This window comes from Methanofollis ethanolicus, from assembly GCF_001571385.1.
Taxonomy (GTDB): domain Archaea; phylum Halobacteriota; class Methanomicrobia; order Methanomicrobiales; family Methanofollaceae; genus Methanofollis; species Methanofollis ethanolicus.
Genome location: NZ_BCNW01000001.1, coordinates 811,946 through 836,270 on the forward strand (window position 1 = coordinate 811,946; position 24,325 = coordinate 836,270).

At 61.1% G+C, this 24,325-nt stretch carries 20 protein-coding genes and 1 tRNA gene; 11 read left to right on the forward strand and 10 right to left on the reverse strand.

Features of this window, described 5'->3' with window-relative positions:
• Nucleotides 1–464 precede the first annotated feature (464 nt).
• From MEFOE_RS04070 to hypF, 3 genes are all read right to left on the reverse strand, one after another.
• Complete coding sequence (locus MEFOE_RS04070) at nt 465–2,219, reverse strand: ABC transporter ATP-binding protein (RefSeq protein ID WP_201785175.1); 1,755 nt, start codon at nt 2,217–2,219, stop codon at nt 465–467.
• A gap of 4 nt (nt 2,220–2,223) precedes the next feature.
• Complete coding sequence (locus tag MEFOE_RS04075) at nt 2,224–3,990, reverse strand: ABC transporter ATP-binding protein (protein ID WP_067048698.1); 1,767 nt, start codon at nt 3,988–3,990, stop codon at nt 2,224–2,226.
• A gap of 649 nt (nt 3,991–4,639) precedes the next feature.
• On the reverse strand, nt 4,640–6,859 hold the full coding sequence (gene hypF / locus MEFOE_RS04080) for a carbamoyltransferase HypF (protein WP_067048701.1): 2,220 nt from the start codon (nt 6,857–6,859) through the stop codon (nt 4,640–4,642).
• 96 nt (nt 6,860–6,955) lie between these two features.
• Between hypF and MEFOE_RS04085 the strand changes: the two genes are divergently transcribed.
• From MEFOE_RS04085 to MEFOE_RS04095, 3 genes are read left to right on the forward strand one after another with little or no spacing between them, the layout of a single operon-like run.
• Nucleotides 6,956–7,435, forward strand: a complete 480-nt coding sequence (locus MEFOE_RS04085) for an ArsR family transcriptional regulator (RefSeq protein WP_328585436.1) — start codon at nt 6,956–6,958, stop codon at nt 7,433–7,435.
• Nucleotides 7,413–8,228: a DUF7839 domain-containing protein gene (locus tag MEFOE_RS04090; protein ID WP_067048707.1), complete on the forward strand. Its 816-nt coding sequence runs from the start codon at nt 7,413–7,415 to the stop codon at nt 8,226–8,228. The genes MEFOE_RS04085 and MEFOE_RS04090 overlap by 23 nt, the downstream gene beginning before the upstream one ends.
• Nucleotides 8,225–10,246, forward strand: coding sequence for a DEAD/DEAH box helicase (locus tag MEFOE_RS04095; protein ID WP_067048710.1), 2,022 nt, complete (start codon nt 8,225–8,227; stop codon nt 10,244–10,246). Before MEFOE_RS04090 ends, MEFOE_RS04095 begins: the two co-directional genes overlap by 4 nt.
• Nucleotides 10,247–11,011: 765 nt before the next feature.
• On the opposite strand, the gene MEFOE_RS04105 is transcribed toward MEFOE_RS04095, so the two are convergent.
• The 6 genes from MEFOE_RS04105 to MEFOE_RS04130 form a co-directional block, all read right to left on the reverse strand.
• Nucleotides 11,012–11,839, reverse strand: a complete 828-nt coding sequence (locus MEFOE_RS04105; protein WP_067048716.1) for a hypothetical protein — start codon at nt 11,837–11,839, stop codon at nt 11,012–11,014.
• The gene (locus MEFOE_RS04110; protein ID WP_067048719.1) at nt 11,836–12,693 is read right to left on the reverse strand and encodes a polymer-forming cytoskeletal protein; all 858 of its coding nucleotides are present in this window, start codon (nt 12,691–12,693) and stop codon (nt 11,836–11,838) included. Before MEFOE_RS04110 ends, MEFOE_RS04105 begins: the two co-directional genes overlap by 4 nt.
• A 187-nt stretch (nt 12,694–12,880) precedes the next feature.
• Nucleotides 12,881–13,483 carry a 30S ribosomal protein S3ae gene (locus tag MEFOE_RS04115; protein WP_067048723.1) on the reverse strand — a complete coding sequence of 201 codons (603 nt, stop codon included), beginning with the start codon at nt 13,481–13,483 and terminating at the stop codon, nt 12,881–12,883.
• A 63-nt stretch (nt 13,484–13,546) separates the two neighbouring features.
• Nucleotides 13,547–13,789 carry a KEOPS complex subunit Pcc1 gene (locus tag MEFOE_RS04120; protein ID WP_067048726.1) on the reverse strand — a complete coding sequence of 81 codons (243 nt, stop codon included), beginning with the start codon at nt 13,787–13,789 and terminating at the stop codon, nt 13,547–13,549.
• Nucleotides 13,786–15,000, reverse strand: coding sequence for a DHHA1 domain-containing protein (locus tag MEFOE_RS04125; RefSeq protein WP_067048729.1), 1,215 nt, complete (start codon nt 14,998–15,000; stop codon nt 13,786–13,788). Before MEFOE_RS04125 ends, MEFOE_RS04120 begins: the two co-directional genes overlap by 4 nt.
• A 3-nt stretch (nt 15,001–15,003) precedes the next feature.
• Complete coding sequence (locus MEFOE_RS04130) at nt 15,004–15,462, reverse strand: 30S ribosomal protein S15 (protein WP_067048732.1); 459 nt, start codon at nt 15,460–15,462, stop codon at nt 15,004–15,006.
• Nucleotides 15,463–15,692: 230 nt separating this feature from the next.
• On the opposite strand from MEFOE_RS04130, the gene MEFOE_RS04135 reads away from it, so the two are divergent.
• The 4 genes from MEFOE_RS04135 (at nt 15,693) to MEFOE_RS14355 (ending at nt 20,423) form a co-directional block, all read left to right on the forward strand.
• Nucleotides 15,693–18,674, forward strand: a complete 2,982-nt coding sequence (locus tag MEFOE_RS04135) for a PAS domain S-box protein (RefSeq protein ID WP_067048734.1) — start codon at nt 15,693–15,695, stop codon at nt 18,672–18,674.
• A 38-nt stretch (nt 18,675–18,712) separates the two neighbouring features.
• Nucleotides 18,713–18,783, forward strand: a tRNA-Gly gene (locus tag MEFOE_RS04140).
• A gap of 488 nt (nt 18,784–19,271) precedes the next feature.
• Nucleotides 19,272–19,685, forward strand: coding sequence for a Fic/DOC family N-terminal domain-containing protein (locus MEFOE_RS14350; protein WP_235809643.1), 414 nt, complete (start codon nt 19,272–19,274; stop codon nt 19,683–19,685).
• Between the two features lie 93 nt (nt 19,686–19,778).
• Nucleotides 19,779–20,423, forward strand: a complete 645-nt coding sequence (locus tag MEFOE_RS14355; RefSeq protein WP_268872608.1) for a Fic family protein — start codon at nt 19,779–19,781, stop codon at nt 20,421–20,423.
• Between the two features lie 75 nt (nt 20,424–20,498).
• Here the strand turns inward: MEFOE_RS14355 and MEFOE_RS14100 are convergent, their stop codons facing one another.
• Complete coding sequence (locus MEFOE_RS14100) at nt 20,499–20,645, reverse strand: hypothetical protein (RefSeq protein ID WP_162839748.1); 147 nt, start codon at nt 20,643–20,645, stop codon at nt 20,499–20,501.
• An 861-nt stretch (nt 20,646–21,506) separates the two neighbouring features.
• On the opposite strand from MEFOE_RS14100, the gene MEFOE_RS13620 reads away from it, so the two are divergent.
• The 4 genes from MEFOE_RS13620 (at nt 21,507) to MEFOE_RS04165 (ending at nt 24,302) form a co-directional block, all read left to right on the forward strand.
• Entirely contained in the window at nt 21,507–22,016 is a 510-nt protein-coding gene (locus tag MEFOE_RS13620) for a hypothetical protein (protein WP_153015865.1), read from the forward strand.
• A gap of 138 nt (nt 22,017–22,154) precedes the next feature.
• Nucleotides 22,155–22,736: an HD domain-containing protein gene (locus tag MEFOE_RS04155; protein ID WP_067048739.1), complete on the forward strand. Its 582-nt coding sequence runs from the start codon at nt 22,155–22,157 to the stop codon at nt 22,734–22,736.
• A gap of 38 nt (nt 22,737–22,774) precedes the next feature.
• Entirely contained in the window at nt 22,775–23,962 is a 1,188-nt protein-coding gene (locus MEFOE_RS04160; RefSeq protein ID WP_328585437.1) for an aminotransferase class V-fold PLP-dependent enzyme, read from the forward strand.
• The gene (locus MEFOE_RS04165; RefSeq protein ID WP_067048745.1) at nt 23,934–24,302 is read left to right on the forward strand and encodes a hypothetical protein; all 369 of its coding nucleotides are present in this window, start codon (nt 23,934–23,936) and stop codon (nt 24,300–24,302) included. The genes MEFOE_RS04160 and MEFOE_RS04165 overlap by 29 nt, the downstream gene beginning before the upstream one ends.
• Nucleotides 24,303–24,325 lie beyond the last annotated feature (23 nt).

Genomic DNA, 24,325 nt, shown 5'->3' on the forward strand with positions numbered 1-24,325 from the left:
CCTGTGGTTTTTTCACCGCCCATCGGAATCTTTCGCGGCACCTTCGTGATCGGTCCGGCAGAATGAAAAGAGACGTCCGGATGCTTGTCGGGTCCCCCTCTCCTGAGGGGGACCGATTCTCTCGACCCCGTCGTGACGCGGTCGATAGCAGATGACCTCGCCATTCGCTCAGACTGATAAAGACACCCCTGAGGGCCGCTCCATAACTCTCCGGAATCGGCTCTGTAGAAATCCTATTCTGGAGTGTCTCGTCCGGGGGGCTGCCACCCCGGGTCCCCCCGCCATGAGGATAGGGGGGTGGAGAGCAGTCCCCTCTTCAAGATGCACGTTTGCCCTTTTGAGGTCCAATCCTCGCGCGGGGGTCCGGGGGCAAAAGTCCCCCGGAGAACGGGAAGGGGAAGGCAGAGGATCAGCATGCACTATCAACCGATGGAGGAGCATTTCTACAGAGCCGTTTTTGTAGATCAGATCGCCCATTCCAGACTCTGGCGCTGCAGTCCGACCATATGCTTGTACAGGCCACCCTGCTGCATCAACTCGTCAGAACTACCCTCCTGTGCGACATGCCCTTCGTCAAGCACCACGATTTTGTCGGCATTCGCGACCGTACGCATCCGGTGGGCAATGACAAGCACCGTTTTGTCTTTGATCAACTGTGAGAGAGCAGTCTGGATCCTGGTCTCGTTCTCGACATCGAGAGACGCCGTGGCCTCGTCCAGCAGCACGATGGGTGCGTCCTTCAACAGTGCCCGTGCGATGGAAATCCTCTGCCTTTCCCCTCCCGACAGTGTCGAACCGTTCTCCCCGATGACGGTCTGATACCCCTGCGGCAACCTGGAGACGAACTCGTCGCACATTGCGGACTTTGCAGCCTCCATCACTTCTTCATCCGCCGCATCTCTCCTTCCAAGCCTGATATTTTCCATCACCGTATCGTGAAACAGCACGACGTCCTGGAAGACGATCGCATAGTTCCTCAGCAGCGCCTCCGGGTCGACCGTGGAAATATCAGTTCCGCCGAGCGTGATCGTTCCGTGATCGACGTCCCAGAAACGGGCAGCCAGTTTTGCAGCCGTGCTCTTCCCGCCGCCCGAAGGCCCGACGAGAGCCGTCACCTCGCCCTGTTTTGCGGTGAAAGATACGTCTTTCAGTACGTTCTCGCCTTCGTTGTAGGAGAAGCCCACGTGATCGAAGACGATATCGTAACCGTTCGTCGAATAATTCTCGGCGCCTTCCTGCACCTGATGATTCAGGATCTCGTTCATCCGGTTGATACGCACATCGACAAGGAATATCTCCGCAACATAGGAGAGGATCCCGGTGAGGGGATCATAGATCCTGGACGCCGCGATCAAAAAGATCAGGTAGACCAGCAGGTCGGTCTGGCCGGCGATCAGCATGCCGCTCCCGACCAGGACCACCGTTGCGAGCCCCAGTTTCAGGACCATTTCCGCACTTTTTACGCAGATCCCGCTCATCACTTCAGAAGCGATCTGGGCGCTCTCGGCCTCGTCCAGTTTTTTGTCCAGTCCGGCCAGATATATCTCTTCCTGATTGCAGGACTTGATATCCCGCACCGTCTCCAGGCACTCCTGGATCCCGTCAGCACAGACGCGCTTCGCGAGGTAGTGCTTCTTGAGTCCCTTCTCCTGCAATTTCTTCGATCCGACAATGATGACCAGGGCGACGGGCACCACCCACAGCAGGGCCACTCCCATGCGCCAGTCAAATATCAGCAGTCCGATACCGACCAGGACCGTCGAGACACTCGCACCGACCAGTTGGGGGATCGCATGAGAGAATGCATGCTCCAGGTCGGCACAGTCGCCCATGATAGTATTCGTCAGGTCTGAGAGGTCCCTCTTCCCGAAGTACGATAAGGGAAGATGCCGCAGTTTTTCTGCCAGAGAGATCCGGCGCGTCGCACTCTCGCTATAGGTGGAAACAAACACGCTGGTATACTGGTACCAGTGGCAGACGTACATGAAGCCCAGAATGAGCAGGCCCAGTGCCGTGTACAGGACGATGTCAGGCGGCCGACCCGTCTGCACGTCGATGACCGGTTGCAGCAACGCATACAGCACCAGGACCAGGAGGCCCAGGGGCACCATCAGACTGATGTCGGCGATGGCGGAGTACAGGCTCCCTTTGACGAAGTCCTTCGCACCCTGTTCGCTGAGAGCGAACCGCTTCTGCACATAATTACGCATGAATTTCATTCTTTCAAACCCTCCATTCTACAGAGCGTTGATATTCCCGCCACATCTGTGCATACAAACCGTTCTGCGCAAGAAGATCGTCGTGGGTCCCCTGCTCTTTCACCTCGCCGCTCTGTACGACCAGGATACGGTCAGCATTGCGCACAGACGAGAGCCTGTGGGCGATCATCAGCACGGTCTTGTTTGCGGTCAGTTTCTCAAACGCACGCTGGATCTGGTACTCGTTCTCAGGGTCAGCAAAAGCGGTCGCCTCGTCCAGGACGATGATGGGAGCGTCTTTGAGGATGGTGCGGGCCAGGGCGATGCGTTGCTGTTCGCCGCCAGAGAGATAGACTCCGTCAGTTCCGATGACTGTGTCCAGGCCCCCGGGAAATTTCTCCAGGATGTCGATACACTGGGCCATCTCAGCCGCTCGCAGCACCTCCTTGCAGTCGGCGTCAGGTCTGCCGAAGCGAATATTTTCCAGGATGCTCGTTTTGAACAGGCGGGTGTTCTGGAAAACGAACGCGATCTGGTCCATAAGGTCTTTCGACGCCATGCGACGTACATCCACGCCGCCCACCTCGACAGACCCCTCCAGAACGTCCCAGAAACGGGGGATCAAACTTGCGATGGTTGTTTTTCCTCCGCCCGACGGCCCGACCAGCGCATAGGTCTTTCCTTCGGGTATTGCAAAACTCACATTTCCGACCGCTTTTTTCTCGCTTCCAGGATAGGTAAACGAGACATCTCTGAAAGCAATGGAATGGTCTTTCGGCCGCTCCGGGTGTGTGGGTTCCGGGAGAGGTTCGTGGTCCAGCAGTCCGCCGATACGGTTTACGGCTTCCATCGCCACCATATACCCTTCTGCCAGGCTCATGACCCTGTTCATCATCAGTGCACAGACCGGGGTGAAGAGAATGTAGAATATGAAGTTCAGGAGGAAGTTCTGATAGTCTGGTGCGTGTGCGATGAGCAGCAACCCTGCCGGGACCAGTACGACGAACGTCCCGTTGAGGGCGATCGTGTACTTCGTCATCGGCGACCGGCAGCGAATGGCATAGTCCAGCACCCACTTTTTATAATTCTGAATGGACTGATGAAGATTTTTGAATGAGTACACCGTCTGCTGGAAGACTTTCACCACCGGGATGCCGCGCACATATTCGACGGCCCCGGTGTTCATCTCTTCCAGTGCGTCCATGTATTTCCGGATCGAACCTCTGTCTCCTCCCATCATCTGGTTCAGGTAATACACGCTCAGGACCAGGGGGATGAGACACACCAGCCCCAGTCTCCAGTCGAAGACGAAGAGCAGGGCCAGTACGGCGACGGGCATCACCACGGCGCCGGCCAGGTCGGGCAACAGATGCGCTAAAAAGGTGTGCGTGGTCCCTGCATTGTCGTCGATGATCTTTCTCATGCGCCCGCTGGTGTTCTGGTCGAAGAATCCGAGAGGCAGGGTGACGATCGTGTGCATGGCCACCTTTCTCATGTTCTTCTCGACGCGGAACGCCGCCAGGTGTGAGCATATCAACGCAACGAAGTAGAGGCCGACACCGAGCACTGCAAAACCGACCGCCAGCCAGCCGTACCAGGTGACGCCTGCAGCGGCGGAGAGGTCAGGCCATGCCTGAAAGACGTCCCTGATCACGAACCAGATACAGACGAACGGTGCCAGGGAGAGGATGGCACTGATCGCGGACAGGATGCACGCGACCGCGATCAGGGGGCGGTAACTGCCTGCAATATTCAGGAGCCATGATATCCCTTTTTTATCACTTTCTTTCACAAATATCTCCTCTTAGATCTGTTATGCCTCGCTCCGCCCGGTGAAGGAGCGTTCATTCATGAATAAATCGTTCCAGGGCGGTTCTTCGCAAAACAGGTACGTGATTTGGCTGTAATCAAGGAAGGCCGAAGATATTTCGGAGAAGAGAGAATTTTCCGGGAATTATTCGGGTGGAGGACAAAACCGATATGCTGCCGCCGTCCGTGTGCAGGGCCGTACGGAACCGGAGAGTCGCCCGGTGTTCTGGAAACTCTCCTGGAGCATATCCCAGAACTCTCGTTCATTCCCCTTTCCCCGCATGCTGAACTCAGGAGAAAATCTCATGGTCGGGTCGATGTCTTCCCGAATTCCCTGAAGAATCGTGCGAAACCACCGCCTTCCCCTACCTCTCTGCCGGGGGACTGACGCCCCCGGACCCCTGAAACAGGATAGGGTCGGGGAAGAGAGACAAGAGATCCTGATGAAGGAGATTGTCATCCACCCCCTATCGCAATGATGGGGGGATCGGGGGGTGAAACCCCCCGGACAGGATGCCAGAACAGGATTTTTCAGAACCACATACCGATCATTCCATCGACAGGACAGAGGGTAGGATCAGTTTTGGGATGACCTCCTGCAAAAAAGTGCGGTGCCGGGGTGTCCTCTTCTCTTACTTCTCCCGCGTCACCGCCCCGGCCCAGACGCACTGCCCGTAACTGATGCAGCCGTCGCCGAGGGGGTACTCGCGGCTGGTGACGAAGGCGAGGCCTGCCGTCTCGACGCACGAGCGGATCGTTTCCCTGATCGCCGCGTTGTAGGCGACACCGCCGGAGAGGGCGACCGTCCTGATCCCCCGCTCTTCGGCCGCATGGACCGCGAGGGCGGCGACGCCGCGGGCGAGGTTGTGCTGCACCGAGGCGGCGATGTCCGCGGCCCGCCCGCCCGCGGCCTGCGCCCTCGCAGCGGTCCGCAGGAGGTCGGTCGTCTTCAGGACCTCGCAGGACCCGTCGCTGCCGAAGGAGAGGTCCCAGTCTGCGGGCGTCCCCTCCGCCGCCGCCGACTCCAGTTTCATCGCGGGCTCGCCGTCATAGGTCCTCTCCCGGCAGATGCCGAGGAGGGCCGAGGCCGCGTCGAGAACCCGGCCTGTGCTGCTCGTCATGGGGGTGTTGAACCGCCTCTCAACCTGCCGCCCGAGGACGCCGAGTTCGACCTCGCCCCAGCCGCGGGCGGCGAGGAGGGTGCGGGTCGCCTCGTCGGGGAGGATGCCGTAGAGCATCCGTTCGGGGAACTTTGTCGCCAGGTCACCGCCCGGCATCGGCACGGCCTCGATGTGCGCGACCCTCCGGAGGTCGGGCACCGCGCCGGCAAAGACCTCGCCGCCCCAGACCGTGCCGTCGTCGCCGTAACCGACGCCGTCTATCGCGATGCCGACGCACTCCTCCGCCGTCACCGCGGCGATATGGGCGCGGTGGTGCTGGACCGCGACGAGGTCGGCCCCCCTCTCGTCGGCGAGGTCGTGGGCATAGCGCGTCGAGAGGAAACCGGGGTGGAGGTCGTGGGCGACCACCTCGACCTCCGCGCCGAGGAGGCGCCCGATCTTCTCCACCGTCTCCTGCAGGTAGGCGAGAGTCGTCGGGTTCCTCACGTTCCCGACATGGGGCGAGGTCACGGCAAAACCGTTCCTGTATATCGTCGTCGTGGCGTTCAGTTCCGGGCCGACACCGAGGATGCACCGCGGCCCCAGGTCGACCGCCTTCCTCTTCGGGGCGATGCCGCGGGAGAGCCTGATGATATACCCGTCCCGCACGACCGAGTCGTCACAGCGGTTCACGATCTCGCGGGTGTGGGCCAGGAAGGCGTCGGCCTGCCCCTTGAGCCCCCTGACCGCGTCCTCCGTGCCGGTGATCATCGGAGTGCCCGGCATGTTTGCGCTCGTCATGATCAGCAGGTCATGGGAGAGGCGGGCGAAGAGAAGGTGGTGGAGGCCGGTGTACGGCAGCATCACGCCGATGGTATGGAGGGACGAGATCCCGGCATGGGCATGGACGTCCCGCTTTTTCGCGACGACGATCGGCCTGACGCGGCTGTGCAGGGCCTCCTCGTCCTCGGGGGAGAGGGCGACGTACCGCGCGGCTGCGGCGCCGTCCCGCACCATCACCGCGAGGGGCTGTTCGGTCCGCCCGAGACGGGCCTTGAGAGTGCCCGCCGCCTCCTCGACACAGGCGAGGTGGAAACCGCCGACGCCCCGGATCGCGAGGACCTTCCCGGCGTCCAGGAGTGCCGCCGCCTCCGCCACCGGGTCGTCGCAGGCGACCTCCAGACCGCCGGGGCCGAGGAGGAGGAGGGACGGGCCGCAGGCCTCGCAGGCGATCGTCTGGGCATGGTGCCGCCGGCACCCCGGATCGGTGTATTCGGACCCGCACGCGTCACACATCGGGAACTCATCCATCGCCGTCCTCTCCCGGTCATACGGGAGCGTCCTGATGATGCTGTACCGCGGCCCGCAGTTCACGCACGACGTCGCCCAGTAGCCCTCGTACCGGCCGCCGGGCGTCTCGATGTCCTGGACACAGGCGTCGCATATCGCCACGTCCGGCGGGATCATCCCGTCGAGGGTTCCGGTGCCGCTCGACAGAATGGAAAAACCCGGGGCCACCTCGTCGTCGAGGGGGAGCACCTCCACCGAGTCGATGACGGAGAGGGATGTGCCCTTCGAGACGGCGTCCACGAACTCAGAAAAGCGCGCGCCGGAAGCGGCGACCTCGACACGGCTCCCGAGGTTTTTCACCCATCCTGAAATGCCGAATTTCCCGGCGCAGGCATAGACAAAGGGACGAAATCCAACCCCCTGGACAATTCCGCGGATGATGATCTTTCCCCTGTTCTGCATTGTGTAACCTGCAAAAATTTATTGTGTCATAAGGCGATATATAAATAGGGTTTTTGCGTGACAGGTCATATTCGGATTGTGAATGATCCCGTTGAAATGGTTCCGTTGCTGCTCACATTCAATAATCCAAAGTTCAAACAGATGTATGAACTGCTCAACAAGAACTGGATGACCGAGGACGAGCTCTGTGAGCGGTGCGGAGAACAAGCCTGCGTCGCCTCCTGCCTCTCGATACTCAGGAAGGGGAACCTCATCGAGGAGCAGTGGCGGATGCCCAAGCCCGGCCAGAAGCCGTGCAAGGAATACAAGACGACATACGGCACCTTCAGGGCAAATTTCCAGTGCACGATGACCGACCTTGCAGACCTGATCTACATCGCCCTGTCCACGGACGATAACCTGCGGACGCTCGTGTCCAATATCGACGACGAACTGAAGACCGGAAACTCGTCCATCTCCGATATCGGCCGGAAGTTCGGGGTGTCGTCTCTCTTTGTCAAGGCACTCTCCAAGAGGATTCCGCACCTTGACGTCAAGGGGCAGGGGCTTGTCTATGCCGACAACAACGGCCGGTGATGGCCCTCTCGCCACCCTCCTGCGGAGTAAACGCGAGACCACCCGGTTCCAGATCCTTGTCGAGGTCGCCGAGCACCAGCCCGCGATCCGCCAGCAGGAGATCGCCGAGAAGATGGGGGTGACGCCGCAGGCGGTCTCCGAGTACATCCGGGAACTTGCCGACGACGGTTTTATATCTGCCTATGGCCGTGGCAGGTACGAGGTGACGAAAGAAGGGATCGAGTGGGTGCTGAACAATGCCGAGGTGCTGGAGAACTATGCCCGGCATGTCACCCGCGACGTGATCCAGAAGGTGCGGGTCTGGCCCGCGATCGCCGCCGGGCCCCTGAAGGAAGGCGACGTTGTCGGCGTCTATATGAAGGACGGCTGGCTGTACGCCGCGAAGGAGGAACGGAACGCGATGGGCGAGGTGATCGCCGACGCCGTCGCCGGGCAGGACGTCGGGATCGCGCAACTCACCGGGCTGATCGACCATACCGAGGGGACGGTCCGCGTCCTCAAGGTGCCGCGGATCGAGAGGGGGGGCTCGCGGAAGGTCGACCTTGCCGGGATGCAGAAGGTCCTTGCCGGGGTGCAGATGGTCGGGGTCGTCGGGCTTGAAGCGGCTATCGCCCTGCGGGCGGCAGGCCGGGAGCCCGACATCACCTTCGGCTCGCGGGAAGGTGCGGTCGAGGCCGCCTTCCATGGTGTCGAGTGTGCGGTCCTCATCGTCGACGAGGAGTTCACCGATTTTCTCAAGCGCCTTGAGAGTGCAGGGCTGAACTACACCATCCACGACCTTATCATTCCATGATTGTCATCATCGCCCCGCAACGGGGCTCATATAAACTCATTCTTTTTGACGGGCGGTCTGTCAGGGAGACCGGGGTCTTCGAACTCGCCCATTCTACCCGCGGGTATCGGCCGACAAACCTGAAGCTCCGCGCATCAGGGCGGAGAAATTACCAGAATGTCCCGACAAAGAAACTGATCGACCTGATCCGGGGGTCCGACGTCAGGATCACGAAACCCGAGCCCGGACTCCTGGCATTTCTCGGGGACTTCCAGGTCCCGCCGGCGGAGGTGAAACTCTGCCGCATCTGCCTCCTCGAAGACAAGGTGACTCCGCTGTCAAAGAAGAACGGCGTGCGCTTCGGCAGGGAGCATATCTGCATGGAGTGCGCCGAGAGGGAACTGCGGCGGGAGATGGGCTATGTGGGTCGTTTCGGCACGCGCTCGTTCTCGCATATCAGGAGCCTCCTCGACTCGTACCGCGACGTGGACCGTGTGCTCTCCCTCCTCCAGCCCGAGCAGCGTGACCCCTCCCAGACGCTCTTCGACCGCATGGAGGCGGTGGAACCGATCGATACGCAGCACATCACCCAGCTGCCTGTGCCCCCCGCCTTTGCAAAGGCCTCGGGCGTCGAGTATCTCACGCCTGTCCAGCAACTCGCCGTCAATGCTGGCCTCCTGGAACGCCAGGACCTTCTGGTCGTCTCGGCGACGGCAAGCGGCAAGACCTTTGTCGGCGAGATGGCCGGGCTCAAGAATCTGCTCGAAGGGAAGGGCCGTCTCCTCTTCCTTGTCCCGCTCGTCGCCCTTGCAAATCAGAAATATCTCCGCTTCAGGGAACGCTACAAGGGCCTCGCCTCCGTCTCCCTCCAGACCGGGAGGAGCCGTCTCAACCTCCCGGAGACGCGGCCTGTCGGCGAGAGGAACACCCGCGCCGAGATCATCGTGGGCACGTACGAAGGGGTCGACACGGTCTTCCGGAACGGGAAGACCCTCGCGGACATCGGCACCGTGGTGATCGACGAGGTCCAGAACCTCGAAGAACCCGAGAGGGGCCATCGTCTTGACGGCCTCATCGCCCGGATCAAATACGCCTCGCCGAAGGCCCAGTTCCTGTATCTCTCGGCGACCATCGGGGCCCCGAGCGTCCTTGCACGAAAACTCGGCGCGAAACTCGTGCGCTACGACAGCAGGCCCGTCCCTCTCGAACGCCACCTGATCTTCTGCGAGAAAAAGAAGAAGATCCAGTTCATCAAGGCGATGGTGAAGGAGGAGTTCGGGCGGCGGTCCTCGAAGGGGTATCACGGGCAGACGATCGTCTTCACGAATGCCCGGTCGCGGTGCCACACCCTTGCAGACGCCCTGGGCCAGAATGTGGCCCGGCCGTACCACTCGGGCCTCACCTCGCAGGAGCGCCGCCAGGTCGAGGACCTCTTCGCCTCGCAGAAGATCGCCTGTGTCGTCACGACCGCGGCTCTCGCCGCGGGTGTGGACTTCCCGGCATCCCAGGTGATCTTCGACGCTCTGGCGATGGGGATCAAGTGGCTCAGCGTGCAGGAGTTCAACCAGATGCTCGGCCGGGCCGGTCGTCCCGACTTCCATGACCAGGGCAGGATCGTCATCCTCGCCGAACCCGGCGCGACCTACTCGAAGACCTCGAAGGTGACCGAGGAGGAGATGGCGATCCTTCTCCTGAAGGGCGAGATGGAGGAGGTCGCCCCGGTCTATGACCTCGAAGGGAGTTCCGAGGAATTTGCCGCGAACGCCGTCGCCTGTCACGGCGACGAGGCGCAGATACAGTGGATGGAGCGGCTGATGGTCGGCAGTCTCGAACCAGTCCTCCAGACCCTGACCGAGACAAAACTGGTGAAGCGGAAGAAGGGGGAGATCGAACTCACTGATCTGGCCAGGGTGATGGCCCGCCACTTCATCGGTGTCGAGAAATTGATGCGCGTGCGCGACCTTGTCCGCGAGATGGAGGACCCCCTGATGATCGCCGCCGAGATCGACGGCACAAAAGCGGGGGAGGAGAGGTCGTAGGGCCTCTCCCTGTCCCGGGCCGGAAAAGGCCCGATCTTTTTTGTTCTGCCCTGTACTTTTGTGCATCTCTCCCCCGCGCCGCGATGGGCGTTCGAGGGCCTGTGATATCTTTTCTGCTTTATGGGGCTTTGTAGAAATCCCCCTCCATCGGTTGATAGTGCGTGCCGATCCTCTGCCTTCCCCTTCCCGTTCGCCGGGGGACTTTTGCCCCCGGACCCCCGCGCGAGGATTGGTCCCGGGAAGAAAGGGTCGGAGTCCTGGAGGAGGAGGAGACCATCCCTGCCCCTATCGTAATGGCAGGGGGTATGGGGGGCGGCAGCCCCCCTGGACCAGGCACGTCTGAACAGAATTTTTTCCCCTATCACTTCAGGAAGTACTTTCCCGCAAGGGTTTCTCCAGAGCCCTTTATGGTGAATTTTCAACGTGGCAATCTGATTTTTGCCAGAATTTTCTTGGATTTTCATATGATATCTTGCCGATGCAGCACCATGAAATTAGATACTCTAATATAATATTACTTGATTATGTATGATACACGAGGCGCGGGCATGGACTCCACAGTTTCAACACCACACGAGGCACGATCGATTGCCGCACAGATAAACGGGGACGACCTCGACTGTGAAAAAATCGTGACATCCGGGGACGGGGTGCGGGCCCTTCTTGAGAAGAATACAGAGAAACTCCCCCCTGTCGGTGAGATACTGGAAAGACTCAAAAAATATGAAAATTGCGAATAAATTTCTCTTTTGACGTGTTCAGGTCTCAGGAGAGGCAGACCCAGCGGTCATAGAGGGGATCGCGGTCGCTCTCCCTGACTTCGGGCGTCCGCCCGACAGAGCGGCACCAGACCGCGACCATGCGTGCCTCCTCTTCCGTGGCGACGGTGATGAGCGTCTCCTCCGAGAGAGCCAGGAGTTCGAGGGTGAGTCTCTCCCATATTCCGCTGTCGAAGGAGCGGATCGTCCCCATCATAAATGCCGTCCCGTAGGGGACCGGCCTGAAATAGGTGGTCGCCATCGTCCCGTCGATGCACGCAGTCTCTGCCGGTACCAGACGCCCCTCCTCGAAGCCGCGGGCAAGAAGAGCGGGGTCGTGGTCGTAGGCGAGCGCCCGCATCCCGGCCGACCTGAGTGCGGCGGCGCCGACACCCGAGCCGCAGCAGCAGTCGATACAGACGGCCCCCTCCTGCCTGCCCCAGACCTCCGTGACGAGGCCCGCGATCTTTCCCGGCCTGTCAGGCGGGATGTCCTCGATCGACGGTTTGACCTCCCTCAGGATCGCGGCACTGTAATACTCCCGCACCGCGCCGGTCCAGACCTCCCTGTCCTCCTGGTAGATCTCTCCGTCCGTCCCTTCAAAGAGGTCGATCACCTCTGCCGCCGGCGGGTGGAAGAGGTAGTTCGCCGCGTACCACGCGCCGCCGCTCCTGAACGCGACGGCCATGAGGTCCTCGTCCTCGTCGACGAGGAGTTTTCCGGCCTCGGAGTCAAGGGAGAGGATGGGTTCCGCCGTCGCCGGGTCCGCGAGGTCGGCGAACGAGTCCTCGACACATATGAGATCGGTCAGTTCAAGGATTTCCGCTACTTTCATGCTTCCTCCTGCACTTCTCTTTCGAACCTGACACCATCGGGCGCCCGGATCGTCCCGTCGATGCGGGCTTTTTCGTTGAGGGCGAGGGTTCTGCCGCTCACATTGCCGAGGATGTGCACTCCCGGCGCCACGGCGACCTCGTCGCCGCCCTCGACATTGCCGTGGACCTGCGTACCGTCCCCGACCCTGATAAGCCCGCTCGCCCGCAGGCTCCCGAAGATGGTGGTGTCCCGGCCGACCGCAACCGAAGCGGCCCTGATATTGCCGTGGAGACGGCAGCCGTCCCCGATCGTCATCATGGTCGGGACGGAGAAGACCTTCATGTCGATCGTCGAGGACGGCGGGATGAGCAGGGGGTTCTCGTCGTCTTCGTCTTCGTCCTCGCCGAAGATCTCCTTCAGGGCGTCGTCGATCCCGTCGGGGTTGTCCATCTTCAGGAGGGTCATTACATAGAGGATGAGGTAGGCGATCACCGGCATCGGGTTCCTGATCGAGATCCACCCTTTTGCCTCGAAACCCTTCTCGATATGGACATTGTCGCCGACATCGAGGTCGCCCTGCACGATGAGTTTGCCGTGGACCTTTACCCCTTCCCCGAGATAGGCATCTGCAGCGGCGATCACGTCGCCGTTGATCTCGCACCAGTTGTCGATCCTGACGTCACCGTCCGCAACAATGCTTCCGTTGAGAGTGCAAAATTCGCAGACGACGATGTCTTTTCCTTTCAGCCCGTAGTCGATCGTGCAGCGGTCCCCGATGATAATGGTATTCCCGGTCTTCAGGGTATGTTCCTGCAGTTCGGTGCCGTCAGGGAATGAACACTGGTATATCCAGTCCTGAATCCCGTCTTCCATGAACAGGTACACACTCACCCCGCGCCCTTATCAGTCTTGTCAAAAGGCCTGTGCAGGAACGGGAGAAGAGATGTGCTGCAATTCTGCGGGAAAGGAATGAATGTGCCGACATCAGGAGAGACTCCGCGGACATGCCCCGCGGGAAGAACCGTCACGGACAGTTCGTTCCTGATAAAAAAAAGGGTGTTCAGGCCGCGACCACGATGGGCGCGGTCTCGAGCTTGGACTTGATGACCTCGACCCGGCGGACCGGGAAGATCGGCTTGATCAACTTGAAGACTTCCTTGGCAGTCTCGCCCGAGACAACAGCCTTCGAGAATTCTTCGAAGGAGCTCTGGGCCGCCTGTTCAAGGGCGCTCTTCATCGTCACCGCTCTGATCTCGTGCACCTGGCTGAAGTTCGCCCTGTTGATGGTGAAGCACGTGATGGTCAGGCGCACCTTCTTCCCGTCTTTCGTGGGGACGAGGATGATGGAGTCGATCCTGGAGGTATTTCTCTTCACGAGCCCGCGCATGTAGTCGCGGGTGATATCGTGCCCGACGAACTCGGTATAGGCCGCGTCGCCGGCGACGTTGTTCACCCTGAAGCGCATCTTGATGTGCTGCTTCGCGTAGTCCTGCGAGATCTCGCCGAGCGTGGTCTGCATCACGCGGCCCATCACGAGGGAGGGGTCAGCGGAGATCGTGTCGCCGATATAGGTCTTGCCGAATGCTTCGGGACCGTAGACCTTGTACCAGGACTTGGCCTTCCAGCCTTCGACTCTCTTTCCAACCTGCTTTCTCTTTGCCATGAAATCACCAGATTATTTGAATTAAATTCCGTATCCTCTTTTCCAGAGAGTTGTGTCGCTCTTTCAGGCCCTGCCCGCTTTTTCGAGGAGGTACGAGCAGACCTCCTCCGCGATGGCGAGGTTCATCAGGTAGTCGTCCACCGACGCCGTCACCGACCGCAGGTGTTCGCCCCGGATCCCGGTGACGACCGCGTCGTCGCCCGCGGCCGCCGTCTCCATGCCGGAGAGGTTGTCGGGTGCGAGGGCGCTGGCGACGCACTCTGCATGTGCGCTCCCGGTCGTGATGGTGCCCTCGATCCGGATCATGCGGCCACCATCCTGGCGAACTCCTTCCTGAACTCGCCGATCCGGTCGGCCGGGATGCGTGCGCCGCCGCGGTTCCTGTGACCGCCGCCTGTCCCGCCGGTCTGCGCGGCGACCGTCCTGAGGATCTCCTCAAGGTCGGTCTCCACGCCCGGCGGACAGCGTGCCGAGACCTGCCAGACATCCCCGGCCGGTGCGATCACCGCGACCGGCCCGGTCTGCCTGAGGTCGTAGGCGAGGCAGTCGGCAACGCCGCTTGCCGCCACAGGGTCGTCGACCTCGTAGATCGTCCCGGCGTCGTCGGCCTTCCTGGTGGCGAGTGCGTCGAGCACCCGGCGCCTGAAGGCCCCCGCGACTTCCATGGCCTCGGGGACGCACTCCGGGGCCCTGAGGCAGACCGATGCCGCAAGTCCGCCGCGGCCCTGCTGGCCGCAGCCATCGATGACGGCGGTGAGGGTGCGTGCGTCCTCGATCACCTCGCGTTCCAGCCGGTAACGGTCGCCGTACACGCGGGAGAAGACCGACGGTGCCGCGTCAGCCCCGGCATCCAGCGCGAGAAGGGAGAGGAGGACGTCGTCGGCCACCTCTTCCTCGCCTGTTGCGGCGTCGAGGATGCGGGTCACGGCGTCGTCGTTCCCGCTGATGCCGCTGATGTACGGAGTGACCGCCGTTTCAAGGGCTTCGTGCAGCGTGTTTCCCGGAAGGAGAAGGGCCCTCTCCGGGCTGATGAAGCCGTTGGCGATCCCCTCGTTCAGGATCTCCCTGTTGGTGCCGGAGAACTGCTGGCCGTCCCCGATCATGCCGAGGACAGCAAGCCCTGCAAGGTCGCGGTTGTCCCCGAGCGCCTGGGCGACCAGGTAGGCCGCGCCCGATGCCGAGAGTTCCTGTTCCCCGTCGAGGCCCGCAAGGTGCGGGTTGACGTGGAACTCCCCGGTGAAGTGGGGGACATGATGGTCGACGACCATCGTACTCTCCGGCAGGTCGGCAAGGCCGGCACCGAGGTCGCAGAGCAGGGTCGACTCGGGCCGGCTGATCTCGTCGGCCCTGATGCCCTGCCGTATCCGCAGCCGAAAACGCAGGCCCGCGCGGAGCATGGCCTGAGAGAGGATCGCTCCTGCGGCGATCCCGTCGGCGTCATGGTGCGCGTAGACCTCGACAAAGTCGGTGGCACGGATCTTCCCTGCCACCCGTTCAGCAGCGGCCTGAATGGACATAACTTATCTGGAGAGGAGAATCTCGGCAGTCTCCGGTTTGTAGGTCCAGCCCTTCTCGAGCTTTCCGCTTGTCGTGTAGTACCTCACCAGGCGGCGCACCTTGGACTCGGTGAGCTGGAGCTGCCGCTTGTTGTGAAGGTCGTTTTTGTTCTCGGCAAGGTGCTTCCTCATCCCGAGCGCCTTGGCGATCAGGTTGCGGAGGTCCTCCGGGAGATCTGACCCGAGGTCGTGTTCCTCAAGGATCTCACCGATCTTCTTGCCGGTCACGAGTTTGACATCAGAGACGCCGTACTTGTCCCTGAGGGTGAACCCGATCTCGCTGCTGGAGCTGCCCTTTTTGCGAAGGTCGACAACAATCTTCACGGCTTCGTCGGCCGACATGCCGCACCACTCGGGTGCTTCAGTACGGTATGGGGCGACGGAACAGGACTTGCCTCTCCTTCGTGCATGCATTCGTGCCATGATCTACCTCTCAAATGACAGAGTAAGTCCAGAAAAGAGCAGAAAGTACTTCTACTGACTTTTCGGTAATCCCGAGCCATTTCGGCCATGCCATCGGGCACGTCGGACTTACGTCAGCCAGCACAGAAACGTGCTGGTTATTCATTCACCTGCACGGTATTAAGGCTGTCGCCGGTCGGAACCATAATCTTTAATTCTCCATTTGTGGGATTATCTCACAGAAAGACCACATGGCATACGATTTGCTTTCAGCCTTCCATGCCTGGCCGTGGAAACTGCCTGTCCTCCTTGCAGCGACAGGCGGCGCCTTTGCCGCCACCGTCTTTGCGGCGGCGTCCGGCGTTACGGTCGTTGTCGCCTATCTCTTCTTTGTTCCTGTCATCCTTGCGGTCTTTTGGTACGGCTGGAAGGGCCTTGCGATGGCGGCGGCCCTCCTCGTCTCCTATCTCCTGGTCATTGTGTTCTTCTTCGGCACGGCGTCGTCGGTCTTTGTCGAGGCGATCGGCCGCACCGTCGCCATTGCCGCTATTTCCATCCTTCTTACACTGCTGTTCGCCAGGGTCTCTGGCCTGGCGCGTGACTACCAGGGTATCTTCGAGCACTCCGGCGCCGGGACCCTGGTCGTCGACCCGGCGGTCCCGGTTGTGCTTGCTTCAAACCGCGCCGCCGCCGGGATGCTCGGATTTTCCCCGGAGGATCTTGAGGGACGGTCGTTTTCGTCCTTTTTCCTGGATGCAGCGGCCGGGGAGAGTGCCGCGGCGGCGATCCGGGAAGGTGAATCTCTGGAGGGGGTGGAGGCGGCGCTGACTGCACGGGACGGCAGCGTCCGCTGGGTCAGGTTCTCCACCGGTTCACTCCCCGGTGGAGGGGTTGCCTGCACCCTCCTCGATGTCTCGGACAGGAAGGAGGAGGCGCGGGAGATGGAGGCCCTCGCCCGTTTCACCGGCGACAACCCGAATCCCGTCTTCAGGGTCAACCGTGCCGGGAGGATGACGTACGCCAACGCCGCCGCCGCACCTCTTGTCTCCATCCGGGATACGGATGCGGGAAGGCCCTTCCGCGTGCTGATCGCCGACGCCGTCGCCCGCGCGATGAAAGAAGGAAAAAACGAGGAGACCGAGGTGACGGTCTCCGGAAGGACGTTCCTCTGCACGGTCGTGCCGGTGGCAGGCGAGGGCTATGCCAACATCTACGGGCGGGACATCACTGCCAGAAAGACGGTCGAGGAGGCGATCCGCCTCGAAGAGCAGAGGCTCCAGGCTCTTGTCATGCTGAACGGCATGGACGACGCCCAGGTGAGTGAGATCACCGATTTTGCTCTGGAGAGCGGGACCACGCTCACCGGCAGTGATCTCGGCTACTTTGCCTTTCTCAATGAGGACGAGACTGTCCTGACGATGCAGTCCTGGTCGAAGAAGACACAGGAACTCTGCCGGGTGAAGGACCCGCCGAAGGTGTACCTCCTTGAAAAGACTGGTCTGTGGGGGGAACCGGTCAGGCAGCGCCGCACCATAATCGTGAACGACTATGCCGCCCCCTCTTCCCTCAAGCGGGGTACGCCTGCGGGCCACCCTTCGATCAGGCGCTTCCTGAGTGTACCGGTCTTTGCCGGGGGGAAGATCGTTGCTGTCGCCGGGGTGGCGAACAGGGCAGCGCCGTACGACGAGGCCGACGCCCGGCAACTCTCTCTCCTGATGGGCGGCATGTGGGCGCTCCTGCAGAGAAAACAGTATGCCGAGGACCTGGCCCGTTCCGAGAACCTCTATCGGACGGTCTTCGAGGCCACGGGCACGGCGACGATGGTCCTGGACGAGGCGGGCTCGGTCACCCACGTGAACTCCCGTTTCGGCCCCTTCTTCGGGTACGAACCGACCGACCTGATCGGGAAGAGCGTCTGGTCCACCCTCTTCACCGGTCCGGCAGCGGAGGTGACGCGGCGCTACCATGCAGAGAGGCGGTACGGGACAGGGACGCCCTCGACATACGAGGTGCAGGTGCAGGACCGTAAGGGGCAGACGCGCGATGTCCTCCTCACCGCGGCACTCATTCCGGGGACCTCCCTGAGTATCGTCTCCCTGGCCGACATCACCACCCTGAAGGAGACCGAACGCGAACTCCTCGAACGCAACCGCAAACTCTCGTTCCTCTCCGAGATCGGGGACCTCTCGGTCTCGTCCGCCTCTCTTCCCGTCATGCTCGGGGCGATGCTACAGGCGGTGCTCCGGACTCTCGGTCTCGACGGCGGGGCAATCCACCTCCTCGAACCTGACGGGAAGAGGGCGTCGCTCGTCTGCCAGTACGGCATCCCCGACGCCGCTGCTGTCCCGACGGTCCTGCCTGCGGAGGAGGGGGAGGCGACGCCCGCCTGGGCGGCGGAACAGTTCACGGCCACGGTCGCGGTGCCCCTCCTCGCCGGGCAGGAACGTCTCGGTGTCATGACTGTCGGGGGCGACCGCCCGTTTTCCGTTGGAGAGCAGTCTTTCCTTGCCATGGCCGGGCGTGCGATCGGCCCTGCCGTCCAGAGGGCGGTCCTGCGGGCCGAACGCGAGCAGGCGAGCGAGGAGGCGAACCTGTACCTGGACATCATGACCCACGACATCAACAACGCGAATGCCGTGGCGATGGGGTACAGCAGTCTCCTGGTTTCGATGCTCTCGGGCAGGGAGGAGGCGCTGGCAAAGGGGGTGCTCGCCGGCATCAGGCAGAGCGCGGAGATCATCACGAATGTCTCGACGTACCGGATCATGAGCAGGCGGCGGACGAGGGTCGAACCGATCCCGCTGGACCGCGTGATCCGGGGGCAGGTCGCTGTCTTCTCCGACGTGGACGTCAGGTACGGCGGGACCGACCGCATCGTCGCGGCCGACGAACTCCTCTCCGAGGTCTTCGCGAACCTGATCGGGAACGCGGTGAAGTTCGGCGGCGCCGGGGTGACGGTCTGGATCACGGTGGCGGACAGAAACGGCGAGGTAGCGGTGACGGTCGCGGACAATGGTCCGGGCATCCCCGACGACCAGAAGGGTTGCGTCTTCGAGCGTTTTGTCCGGAATGCTCCCCGGGTCTCGGGCAAGGGCCTCGGCCTCTGGATCGTGAAGATGCTTGTCGAGCGCTATGGCGGGAGCATCGCGGCCGCGGACCGCGTGGCCGGCAGTCCGGGCGAGGGCGCGGCGATGGTCGTCGTCCTGCGGAAAGCGAAGGCGGCGGGGAAATAACCTTTAATATCTTTGACGGGCAAGAGTGTATGGTACCGGCGATAGTAGTCTAGTGGTAGGACAGTGGCTTCCCAAGCCACTAACTCGGGTTCGAATCCCGGCTATCGCATAAAGAGAGGGTTTCGAGAATCCTTGCTTTTCTTGATGTGTTCCGGGGTCGAGACCGCACCGCAGACCCCTTTCCAGTTGCGTCACAGTATCGAGACGAAAATAGATCCATGTTCCCCCCATTGAAGAACGATACGATCGGCTCATGTGCTTCTCGGCCTCCTGGCAGGGCCGATAGACGTCACGACAGGGGGACCGTCTCTTTCTTCTGTTTCAGCCTTGCCCTCTGGAAACCATATTTCAGATAAACCTCCCGGAGTCTGGCCTGGAGTCGACCGTGATCATGCGGCACCTTACCGTGCGGGAGAGGTTCATGGCGATGGCCACCGTCTTCGGCACCATGGTTGGGGTGCCTGACATACGGGTACACCTCGCATTCTAAGTCAAGAGGTCTTGACATACAGGTACACCCCGTATTCTACGTCAAGAGATCTTGACATGTTCTCGGGCATATATCTCATACGTGCACATATGATCCATGAGGAAGAGATGAGGAGTGAACGAGCAGGGACACTCGTCCCGCAAAAGGGTGGTTATGCGGCATTCGTCCCGAAACCGCTGCCGCCGCAAGATCTGGATCTCGACGAGAGCCTGCTCCTCCTGCTCTCGAAGGCCGACACAGCGCTGGCGCGGCTCGATGGTGTCACCCAGGTGCTCCCGAACCCCGACCTGTTCGTGGCGATGTACATCAAGAAAGAAGCTCTGCTCAGTTCGCAGATCGAGGGGACGCAGGCGTCGTTGCGCGGCGAGGGCTGGAGTTCGAAGCCGACCTGCAGCCGGAGGAAGATGTCAACGAGATCCGTGAAGTCGTCAACTACATCAAGGCGATGGGGCACGGGATGGAAAAACTTGAGTTCTCCGAGTTTACCGTCGATCTTCTCAATGAAATTCATCGGTTCCTGATCCAGGGGACGAGGGGCGGCTATAAGAAGCCGGGCACTATCCGTACAGAGCAAAAACTGGACCGGTGTCACGGGAACTCCCATACGGGACGCCATGTACGTCCCTCCCCCGCCCGAGAAAGTGCCGGATCTGCTGCACAACCTCGAACTGTTCATCCAGCAAAAGGACAAGACCCCTCTGCTCATAAAAGCGGCCCTGATACATGCGCAGTTTGAATCCATCCACCCCTACATCGATGGGAACGGCCGGATGGGAAGGCTCCTGATCACCTTCTTCCTCTACTACAGGGGCATGCTCTCAAAGCCGCTTCTGTACCTGAGTGTCTACCTGAAAAAGCACCAGCAGGAATATTACCAGATCCTCAACGACGTCAGGTACGGCGGGGACTGGGAGAGATGGATCGCGTTTTTCCTCACAGGAGTGATCGAGACCTCCACCAACTCCGTCGAAACGGCGAAAAAGATCATCGACCTCAGGTCAGACCTCGTGAAAACTCTCCTGGAGAAGAATATCGGCGGTGTGATCGCCCTGAAGTTCATCGACGTGCTCTTTGAAACGCCGGTAATAACTGTTTCCCGTGCCGCCGAAGCCCTCGATGTCAGCCGCCAGACTGCAAACTCTCTGGTGAAAAAGTTTGAAGACGCCGGCATCCTCGTCGAGATCACGGGGAACAAGCGCTATAAAAGGTATATGTTCGGTGACTATCTCCGCATCGTTCAGGAAGGCACATACAGGTAGGCCCGGCCTCCTCTCTTTTCTCATCCCCTCTGTGCACATCTGCAGCAGCAGAACAACACCCTGCAACGAATGATTTCAAAGTCGCATCTCGCACGCGAGGATGGCGGCTTCGCGGATCAGTTTGCGGCCGTCATCGGTGTCTGTGGGATGGTCCAGATACTGCCGGAACTGCTCTGCGTCCTCCTCCTTCAGGACGAGCGCAATTTCAATCGGTTGTACCATATTTCTTTCTCCAGTTCGCAATGAATGCGGGTCCGGACACCCAGTATGATAATGCGGGTTCCAGTACAAAAAATGTCTTTTGGAGACCGGCCAGGCACATGTACCGCCGTCCATCACGATCTCTTCGTTGCACTCATCCCCCGCTGTAGCATTTCGGCGGCCTGGAGAAGAAGGCCTGGGTCGTTCTCCATGAGCTTCCGCACCTCAGCCGATATGCTGTCCACCTCGGCCACTGTCTCCTCGGTGAGAGCAAGACCGCACTTCCGGCAGAAGTTGTCGGTCGGGTCGTTGATAGAGGCGCACCGGGGGTACTGGATCGGCTCAAGGGCCTTCGACCGTTTCTCCTGTCGGGCGGTGTGGCGCCAGTGAGCTCGGTCATGGTGCGCCCGGTGTCCTCGTCGGTGAGGTGCGCATACCGTTCGATCATGCGGGAGTCGAGAAGACGAAGTCTTCGAGCAGTCCCGCGGTTAGATTATGAGGAAGGCGGTGGACCCACGTATCTCTCCGGGGGATCAGGGATACACCGATCCGTGCATGAGGTTTTCTACAGAGTCATTTTCTGAGATGTCTCGCCGGTCCCGCTCACTGCCCGAAAGGTCGAACTCTGCGAGGCGTACCAAAAGGATAAATTATCCTCTGCCATGTGATTCGGGCATTGCTGCTCCAGACACTTTTGATCGGGAAACGGGTTCGCAAAAAGATCGTAATATTAAAATGATCGTATGTTCTTGTATGTATGATCTCCAGAATTCCGCATGGTGTTTTGCGATATTTCCCCGGCCCGTTGCCGGGGGGAATGCGCGGGTCGTATGAGCATTGGAAAGGGCGGTATGATGGCCCGAAAAAGTGCTGGTGGTTTTCGTGAGCGTGAGGCCGGGTTCATGGCAGGGTTTTGAAAAGCACTCCTCTGGTTCTGGAGTGATAGTGTGCATATTTCTTTTACTCGCATTAACATCGTGCGGGTGTCTTCAAACTCAAGGTTCATCCTTGAATAAGAATTTAACTGCGGAAGATCGTGCATTTTTAAACGCGTCGGAAGACCTGCCGATGGGAAAGTGGGATGCGGCAAATATCGCAGAGATAAAAAAAGATTATCAGGACATGTATCTTATCGCAAAGACCCAGAAAGAAGTCTACGAAAAAAGAATGCAGGCCCTCGAATCAATGCCGGTCTCTGACCAGTGCAGGGAGATAAAAAATGAGTATCGTCTTGCGGACGAGTACGGCATGCTTGCCTGCGAATGCGAGATGAACAGGGCCCTGGCTTTCATGGAGTCGAATTATACCGGGGAAGAATATTACTGGAATATCGAGAATAATGCCATGGATGAGTCATTGAAACACTTGATGTTGGCGAAAAATTCTCTCTAGAATACTATCGGTCGGGTGGACTCCTCGATCTGATTTTTTTCAGGGAGAGGGGGAGCGTCTGCATCGTCCTGCTGCCCGCGTTCCCTCTCCTTCCCGCCATCCCCAACCTCTATTCCCTCCCCACCCAAACTCCTCCAGATGCACACCACCGACGACGAGATCCGGACCTACGTCGAGACGACCCTCAGCCGCTCAGGTTCCCACGGCCTCGACCACACCCTCAGGGTCACCGCTCTCTGCCGGGAGATCGGCCTCGTCGAGGGCGCCGACATGCGGGTGCTCGTCCCGGCCGCTCTCCTCCACGACATCGCCCGCCCTCTTGAGGCGAAGACCGGCGTCCCCCACGAGGAGGAGGGGGCGAGGATCGCGGAAGAATATCTCGGGTCGATCGGCTACGACACCGCCCTCGTCCCGGCCGTCGCCCACGCCATCCGCGCCCACCGGTACAGCACCGGGGCAGCGCCCGCGACACTGGAGGCGCAGGTCCTCTCCGACGCCGACAAACTGGACGCCATCGGGGCGGTCGGCCTCGCCCGCACGTTTCTCCAGGCGGGCGAACGCGGGGGCGGCATCCCCGACGCCGTCGATCATATCCACGAGAAACTCCTGAAGCTGAAGGGCCTGATGTACACCGAAACCGCCCGCACCCTCGCGGAGGAGAGGCACGCCTTCCTGAGCGCCTTCGTCGGCGCTCTCGAAGACGAGATGCGCCGGCGGTGACCCGACCACTACTCTTTTGGTGCTTTCGAGAGAGTACAGTGACAGCGAAGAGCATGCGAGAGGAAAAACCGATAATCTACCTGAACAACGCGGCGACGACCTGGCCGAAACCCCCGGCGGTCGTCGCGGCGACCGCGGCGTCCCTTGCCCGTCCGGTCTTCGGGTCAGGGCGGACCGCCGGGACCGAGGGCGAGGACTATCCCATGCTTGCACGGGAGGCCCTCGCCAGACTCTTCCATGCCGGGCCCGCGGAGCACTACATCTTCACCCTGAACGCCACCGACTCCCTGAACCTCCTCATCCGGGGATTTCTCGCCGCCCACCCCGGCCCCTGCCATGTCCTGACCACAGCCCTCGACCACAACGCGGTGCAAAGGCCCCTCCACGAACTGGAGAGGGAGGGGCGGATCAGCCTCGCCGTCGTCCCCTTCGACGAAGACGGCCACGTCTCCCCCGCCGCCGTCGAGGAGGCCCTCCGCCCGGAGACGCGGCTCATGGTGCTGGCGCACGGGAGCAACGTCCTCGGCACCGTCCTGGACATCAAGGCGATCGGCGCCCTCCTCCACGACCGCGGCGTCTACGTCGTCGTCGACGGGGCGCAGACCGCCGGCCACATCCCGGTGGACCTGGGGGCGCTCCCGGTCGACGCCTACGTCTTCACCGGCCACAAGGGCCTCTTCGGCATTGCCGGGACAGGTGGGTTCTATATCCGCGACCCCGACGAGGTGGCCCCGGTGAGGGTCGGGGGCACCGGGACAGACTCCTCCTCCCTCGTCCAGCCGCGGGAGATGCCCGAGAAGTTCGAGGCCGGGACGCCGAACTACCCCGGCCTTGCGGCGCTCGCGGCAGGCGTGGAGTTCATCCTCTCCGTCGGCGTGGACGCCATCGCGGAGAAAGCGGAGCGCAAGACGGCATACATCATCGGGGAACTCGAAAAGGAGCCGAACATCGTCGTCCACACGAGACGCCCGGCCCTGCCGATCGTCTCCTTCTCCATTACGGGGATGGACGACGACGACGTCGGGTTCGTTCTCGCCCGCGCCTACGGCGTCGTCACCAGGACCGGCCTCCACTGCGCCCCCCTCGTGCACCGGGCGATCGACGGCGGGAAAGGGTCGGTGCGGCTCAGTCTCTCCTGGTTCACCACCGACGAAGAGTGCAGGACCGCGGCCGCGGCCATACGGGAGGTTGCACGCCATGCGTGTCGTCAGGTCGGTTCGCCATAAGTCCTGTGCCGACGGCACCCTCATGAAGGAGTTCGTCCTCAGCGCCCCGCTGACGGAGGGGTTCTTCTCGTACCTCGAAAATTTCGGGCGCGTGGAGGCGATGCCGGACCTCGGCGAGGGCTTCTACACCTTCGAGAAGACGGACTTTTTCTCCATCAAGGGGTTTGCCGGGGACACGACGGTCGAGGTGCGGTTCAGGCGCGAGGTGGTGGACCTGACGACCGACTTCCTGTACTCCCTCTTCTCCCTGTACCGGGACGGCGACCCCGACCTCCCGACGCTGAAACGGCGGGAGAGTGCGCTCGTCGAGCAGGTGCACGAGCACCTGTACGGGAAGTGACTGCCCTCACCGGAAGACCTCTC